This window comes from Pleionea sp. WD8-19 (genome assembly GCF_055326765.1).
Genome location: NZ_JBUZOU010000038.1, coordinates 1 through 6,649, shown reverse-complemented (window position 1 = coordinate 6,649; position 6,649 = coordinate 1). Strand labels below are relative to the sequence as shown.

Genomic DNA, 6,649 nt, shown 5'->3' with positions numbered 1-6,649 from the left:
CTTTAACGACCATTCCGAAAACAAATAGGAAAGCTCACTTGCGAAAGCATCATGCACTTCACCATCAAAAGTCAGTGGTAATGGCTCAACACGGATCCCTTCAGGGCCAATCACATTGGTTTCAAGCGTGTCGAAAATAGCACCAACAACGTCGTAATTTTCTTCGTAGTAGCGCGCTTGCCCTCGAATACTTCGGCCTGCGACCTTTATAGCTTCATCACCACTTCGATGATCGGCTTTGCGTTTGTGAGTGCGCGAAGGTTTCGCTGCTTCATACGCCTTAATCACCATGCGTTTGTGTTGTCGTCGCATCGCCCAGGTGGGTGAAACCGCAAGCGCAAAACGATCAATTACACTCATTAAGAAAACCTCACAAGCGAACCCATCTGCCCTTTACCTTTAACCTGTTTGAGTCTCAGCTCTAATGCGACACGACCCGCTCGAATTTCACTTAAGTCTTCAAGCTTCATCGTGCGACCTTGAAAACTGATTTCCTTACCCGCAAGCACATCGCGTTCGGCTTGTAGGTATCGTGCGATCATGTCTCTTATTTCTGTTTCATTCATAACCATCCACCCCCTGAATTTATCCAACAGTTGTTTGTTGCTTGTTGTCGTCGCTCACGTTTCACTTGCGCTTTCTCTTGCCGCTCTTCTGGTGTGGCATCAAGATTTGCAAGAAGGCGCTCAAGATTGGGTTGCCAAATATAAAGCCCTGCAAGCGCGTAGTTTTCGAGATCGAGCGCTTCATTACGCGCACGCTTTTTAATCCACTCCGAACGAACCTTGCCTTTTGAAAAGCGTGTTACTCGTTTTTCAGAACAAAGCTGTAAAAAGTATTCCTCATCGAAACAAGGATGCTTTGAGAAATGACAATAACCCGGTCCGGGTTCTTCAACCTTGAATCGGCGATAAATCAAATCCTTGCCAGCATCGACACCCACCGTAAACAATCGAACGTTGTACTTGTTGTTTCGACTGCCACGATTGACAAGCGGAATACCATCACCGCCCTTGCCCTTGATGGCGTAAACGCGTTGGCCTTCTCGCGGCTTTACAAATTTATAAACGTGATCGGTGAATGCGCCTGAGTCGATAACCGTACAACCGATAGAAAGGATGGCTCCGGTTGCGTGTCGAAAGGTTTGATTAATTTCCTTATCGAACTCGTCCCAAAGTTTTTGCGTCGTAGGATCGCCGCGTAATGTTTTAAAATAAATGTCCCAGTTTTCCTCACCGGGGCCGAATGCTTTGACTTTGTATTCGATCCGATCTTGCTGAACATCGGCAGAAAGGATCAGCGCACAAGCGCCTTCAGGGATCTCATGTTCAAAAGTTTCACGTCGGTTCATCAACGTTTGATGATCGGTGGTTTCGCCTTCTTCTTCCCACGTTTCCGCAAGCGAGACATTGACGAAGGTTTGAAAATCACCTGTTGATTTTTTATCGAGAAACGATTGAACAATATCAGCCAATCGTCGGAACATACTGCACATTTCGGGCAGGTGATAACTTGCATGACCTTTGAACGGTTTTGCAGCGATCCATTCTCCGTTACGTATAGCGGCGAAACGTTCGGCATCGTTCCAACCCACACCACAATGTTCGCAAACATACACAGCCGTTTCGGGCAAGTGTTCGCCGCTCTCCTCTTTTTGCCAGTTCACTTGTGACCACTTGAGGTATTGCTTTTCATTGCAATGAGGACACTCGCAGTGCCATCGGCGTTGATCACCCGAATCAAACGCGCTTTCAATCGCGCTATAACCTTTGAGCGTTGGCGTTGACGTTTCAAACAACAAACGATCATCACCGAAGGTTGCGGAGCGTTGAAACAGCAGGCCAATGGCGTTACCTTCTTCGGTGCGTTCGTAACCGTCGATTTCATCGGGAAAAATTTTCGGTGCGCTACGACCACGCATGGTTTTGGGTGAACCAGCCCAGGCGAACATTAAAAAGCCACCGGGGTATTGTTTCATGCGTTGGTTATTGACACCGTCGCGTCCACGAGCGGCAGCGATCTTGGTTTTTAAGCTTGATGTGGTATCGACCATTGGATCAAACTTGGCGCTTAACCAAGTTTGCAAATCGCCTTGACTGGGTTGCATGTGCATGATCGATTGCGGGTTGTGATCGATGTAGTACCCCATACCCATCAACTGTACTTGCGACTTACCCGTTTGCGCGCCCCACATCAAGGTAATGCGGATGCAGTCGGGATGCTCCATCATGTCGAGCGGTTCAACTTGGTAAGGTGCGTTTCGGAAGCGAACAGGGCCAGGCGTTTTGTTTCCAGTTGGGATCCGGCATTTTTTTTCAGCCCATTCCGAAGGCTTTAATTTTTCGGGCGGTTTTAAATGTTGAAGTGATCGTTTTAAAGTTAACTTTACACCATCAATATTCCTCAGACTCGCTTTCTGCGTCGTCGAATTCGTCACATCCGTCATAGTTGTCGGCAATAACTTCTAATGCCTGATCAATTTCATCTTGTATGATTTCTTTAATATCTCGTTCTCGATTCAAACCAATAACGCCGCGCGAAGCTCTATCCGCAACTTGCCTTAAGCGTGAACGTAGCTCAATAAGTAGACCGCTCCATTGCCGTTCAACTTCCGATAGCTCGGCAACTTCTCCTTTTTTTTTTCTTAAATCAATTTCAGCGCCCTCCGTTTCTGCACGTAGCTTTCGTGTGTACAACGTATCCTTGTCTGCGGTTTCAACATCGCCAACCGCTCCGAAAACCGCTTGCTCTTTTTCCCAGGCTAAAACTTCGACCGTTTCGAACACCCATTCTTTGCCTCGACTTCCTTTTGAAACAAAGGGCATTCCTGCTTTTACTTTTGCATTTATCGTAGGCAACGAAACACCCAGCAAAGCCGCTAGGTCACTGCGATTGACTTTCATTTGGATAACCTGAGAAGAAAACAAAAAAACTGATTTGAAAGGCCACGCACAAAGGAAACGCCGCGAGGCCACGCACCCGCCGGGGTATGGGGTCTAAAAGTACCTTAATTCATAATAATTTGCATAAATAACTATGTATTTTGAATAGCAATTAACGAGCAAATAATAAAAATCACTGAGCCAACGCCCATTACAATTGGAAGTGAAAGCTCCAATAGAATCCATCTCAAATTCTGGCTACTTAGAAATCGCTTGAACCAAGAATCAAAATTTTCCAATGATTCATTAATTAATTCTTTGTCAATTAAATTGTTTAAAGCCTTAACTTGGTCAACTACGTTTTTAATATCACTGCTAATTTTCTTGATTTCTTTACATGCATCTTTAATTTCAGTTACTCTGTTGGCAAGATTATCCCTTTCCATTACACTTTCCCACCGGTCAAAGTGGTCTTTGATTTTTGAAAATTCAGTTGAAATATTATTTATCTTAGGCCTTTCGCAAGACCACCATCTATATAAGTTATGCTGTCTATAATCTCCAGGCAGGGTTGTATCAGTTAATTTTTCAGTATTCTTTTTAATGCTTTTTGTGCCTGTTAGCCGCACTTTCCATTCAACGAATGAATCCCAGCTAGCCCAGATAAAATGCAACAGCAAATAGATATTAAGTATTATCGTAATCACTAAAACTTTGCCATGCGTCATGTTTGAAAATTTAATTCCTAAAAATGCACTAGTTTTATCTATTTCAACGCCTCCGATCGTTAGTAACAATCCTATAAAGCTTACAAACATCAAAGAATTTCTAATTTTCCTTACGTAATCACTAAATTCGATAAATACTGGTTCACTTAATACCTTTCTAATTTCACTACTCATTATTGCTACTCTTTTTCAAAAGTGTTAATTGTTACTTAAATGTAGTCAATTGAGACTATTAATAGAAAAATAATAAACGCGTGATTAGATGTAATCTTCACTTAACCAATCTTTTCATAGCCCTCTCAAACTCCACCGCCATCCGCTCCTTTGCCTTAGCCCTCATTACATCTCGTGTCGAATCCTTATTAAATATCTCACGAATCGATGGGCCGGCCTTAGATTCAAGTTTATTGTTCTTTCGAGATACTACAATCGGCCCATTACGACTATTAATGATAAAGGTGTGTTTATAAGCTTTACGCTCACCCCATGCCTTGGCTACTACACCCGGTGCACGATATTGACCTTTACGCTTCCCCGTTTTAATACGCTTATTAAAATAACCTGGCCTGCGCTGACTCTTTGGAACAGAGGCAATCAGGTTATAGGCGCGCCCTGTTTTCGCATCCAGAATTGCCGCTTTATCAAAACGATTGGTTGGACGTTCAATCAATCGTTCTTTAACCGTTTTCTGAAGCATGCCGGACTCTTTTGCAATTGCCTTTTGAGCTGCAACACGCACACTGGAAAGCGTTTTGTTTTGAGCAATCTTTATCGCTTCGGGAATCGACAGCTTTTGCAACTGCGTTAAATCTTTTGAACAGTCTTTTAAATCGTGCTCTATGGAAAAGCTCACATTATTCAACCAGAATTTCAATCTTGTTTTTGGTGTTGGGACTGGCAATCACTTGCCCGTTTGGATGCTCAGGATCATAAGCTGTTAAGCGAAGATAATGCAGGCCCGGTGTAAAACCCGCACTACCTAATCGCAATTTAATAATTCCGTTTGCATCACCAGTAATTGCACCAGTTGCCACTTGTGTATCGAGCGTGTTGTTGCTTGCTTCGCATGTCCAACGTGTGACACTTGACCAATCAACAGGTATTCCATTATTGATAACCAGAATTTCAATTTCGTTATCGCGCCCGCTGAATACTCGTTCTAATAAGTTAGGCATCGCTGAGCACTAAATCAGAATCGGTTAGTGTGTAAGTCCCATCAGAGCCGAAAGTTTCAGGCGTCGCCAACTGGCGTGAGCCTCGAAACGTTGTATTCGCCCAAAACGAAACCCACGCAACAGTTGCACCACCAGGAACGTTAAATGCGGGTTGATTGCTGGAATCTCTTGCACCATTCGTTGCAGCTGAAAAAGTAATGCTTTGACGTGCGTAGCTACCACCAGAAATTTCGTTATCCGTTCCAACAGCGCCTGGGTCGCCGGAATGTAATGCAACGGAATTAATATCAAGTGCATCCAACATTAAATTTTTTGCAGAAGTGGATAATGGCATTTTCAAATCCTAAAGTTTTACTAAAGTGAATTCATCAGACAGCGACTGAAAGCTAAAGCCACTCAATCCAAACAGTGTTAAATCATCGCTATCCAATGTGGGTAACGTCTTTGCGTTTTCAACAAGAAGCCATTGAATGCTTGCTGAAAGTGTTGCTGTGCCAATGGAAGATTTAGTTCCCAACGCAGTAACCGATGCAGCAGTCAATAAGTCTACATTCACATTACTTGGCTTTTTTCCAACAAGAAGGATCGAAGCCTTAACAGAAATGCTTTCGTTGCTATAGACGTGTTTTTCGCCCAATACGGTGCCGGATGTTGGAACGCTCAGCTCAAGAGAGTGTGCGGTGTGTTTTTGACTTAACGCACTGACATTGACGACCGCTTGAACTGTGGCTGACGAAATAGCCGCCTTGCGTCCAACTCCGGAAACCGATGAAGTGGTAGAAAGTGTTGCATAATCATTAAACTGTTTTTGAGCGGTTGCAGTAACTTCACTCGTCGCGGATAGATTGGCAGTACCACTGGCCTCCGTTGAAGCACCACCAGCTTGACGTACTTCAAGGCCGCAATAAATCCCCGTGTTGTATTTAAAGGGAATGGCATACTCAAACGATGTCACACCGGGTGACGTGTAGCGCGAATATAAATTCGCTTTGTAATTCACCGGATTTGGATTGAGTATTTCCGTTGCAGGTGTCACTGTTGAACACTCACCACCCTCAATGCCAATCACAAAAAGAGTTTCGTTGGCAGTATTCGCTAAGTCAGCCAGTGTAATGAATTCACTGCGCGGCTCAGGGTTGGAGCCACTGCCGGAATGCACTCCAAAAATGATTTGCTCAAAAGGATGGTTAGCATCAGCGCCTGTAACGCGAAACAACTGACCACCCGCTTTGGGTGAAGCGCCGCCAAAGGTGACCGTAACCACTTCCGACGTTAAATCATTCGAAGCCACCGCGTACCAAAAATAACAACCGTGTTGATTTCCGATTTCATCAAAACTTAAATTTGGGCTGGTACAGGTGGCCGAACCACCGTTGTCCATTTTCGTTGCGGCAACAACGACATCGCCCTTTGTTAAATTCACCGCATCGAACGAGCGCGAAGTGGCATACTGCGAAAACCACGACTGAATGGGTGTGACGCTTGCCATCGATTAACGCTCTTGTTGTTCGTGCCAATGCGCTAACGCTTTAACTTGTGCGGAACAAATCGCGTGTGCTTTTTTAAGTGCGACAGCGTAATCCACCAAGTCACGATTGCGTCGTCCGTCAAAGCGAACCGTTTCACAATTTCGGATCAATGCTTTCGGTGGCAGGACCATCACGCGCTTGGTGACTGTGATCGTTTTCGGCGTGAATGAGCAGCCGCCTAACATCATCAGGAATGGCAGTATCAGCCCACACTTGAGTGATTTGATTGTGTTCATAGATTTGCGTTAACTCGTGTTGTAATTGACGGGCTTGACTGTGCGCTCGTTGTTTGGCTTCGTTAACTTGTGTAATGGTTTGCTCAGCCAACACGGCAT

General features: G+C 44.5%; 11 protein-coding genes. All 11 read right to left on the bottom strand.

Going from position 1 to position 6,649, the window contains the following annotated elements; genetic code table 11:
- A partial coding sequence (locus ACTUJY_RS20740) for a phage portal protein (protein WP_463618050.1) occupies positions 1-360 on the bottom strand: 360 nt, incomplete at its 3' end.
- Positions 360-566, bottom strand: a complete 207-nt coding sequence (locus tag ACTUJY_RS20735; protein ID WP_463618049.1) for a hypothetical protein — start codon at positions 564-566, stop codon at positions 360-362. The genes ACTUJY_RS20735 and ACTUJY_RS20740, both read right to left, overlap by 1 nt.
- Positions 563-2,446 (bottom strand): phage terminase large subunit family protein, encoded by a 1,884-nt coding sequence (locus tag ACTUJY_RS20730; protein WP_463618048.1) that lies wholly within the window; start codon positions 2,444-2,446, stop codon positions 563-565. Before ACTUJY_RS20730 ends, ACTUJY_RS20735 begins: the two co-directional genes overlap by 4 nt.
- A complete protein-coding gene (locus ACTUJY_RS20725) occupies positions 2,394-2,903 on the bottom strand; it encodes a terminase small subunit (RefSeq protein WP_463618047.1) in 510 nt (169 codons plus the stop codon). The genes ACTUJY_RS20730 and ACTUJY_RS20725 overlap by 53 nt, the downstream gene beginning before the upstream one ends.
- A gap of 131 nt (positions 2,904-3,034) precedes the next feature.
- Positions 3,035-3,784 carry a hypothetical protein gene (locus tag ACTUJY_RS20720; RefSeq protein ID WP_463618046.1) on the bottom strand — a complete coding sequence of 250 codons (750 nt, stop codon included), beginning with the start codon at positions 3,782-3,784 and terminating at the stop codon, positions 3,035-3,037.
- Positions 3,785-3,881: 97 nt separating this feature from the next.
- The gene (locus tag ACTUJY_RS20715) at positions 3,882-4,463 is read right to left on the bottom strand and encodes a phage tail protein (protein WP_463618045.1); all 582 of its coding nucleotides are present in this window, start codon (positions 4,461-4,463) and stop codon (positions 3,882-3,884) included.
- A gap of 1 nt (position 4,464) precedes the next feature.
- Positions 4,465-4,785 carry a hypothetical protein gene (locus ACTUJY_RS20710; RefSeq protein WP_463618044.1) on the bottom strand — a complete coding sequence of 107 codons (321 nt, stop codon included), beginning with the start codon at positions 4,783-4,785 and terminating at the stop codon, positions 4,465-4,467.
- Entirely contained in the window at positions 4,778-5,119 is a 342-nt protein-coding gene (locus ACTUJY_RS20705) for a phage tail fiber protein (RefSeq protein WP_463618043.1), read from the bottom strand. Before ACTUJY_RS20705 ends, ACTUJY_RS20710 begins: the two co-directional genes overlap by 8 nt.
- Positions 5,120-5,128: 9 nt before the next feature.
- Complete coding sequence (locus ACTUJY_RS20700) at positions 5,129-6,274, bottom strand: hypothetical protein (RefSeq protein ID WP_463618042.1); 1,146 nt, start codon at positions 6,272-6,274, stop codon at positions 5,129-5,131.
- Between the two features lie 3 nt (positions 6,275-6,277).
- Complete coding sequence (gene lysC / locus ACTUJY_RS20695) at positions 6,278-6,499, bottom strand: Rz1-like lysis system protein LysC (protein WP_463618051.1); 222 nt, start codon at positions 6,497-6,499, stop codon at positions 6,278-6,280.
- Positions 6,408-6,649, bottom strand: a 242-nt coding sequence (locus tag ACTUJY_RS20690; RefSeq protein ID WP_463618041.1) for a hypothetical protein, incomplete at its 5' end; no start/stop codon positions are given. The genes ACTUJY_RS20690 and lysC, both read right to left, overlap by 92 nt.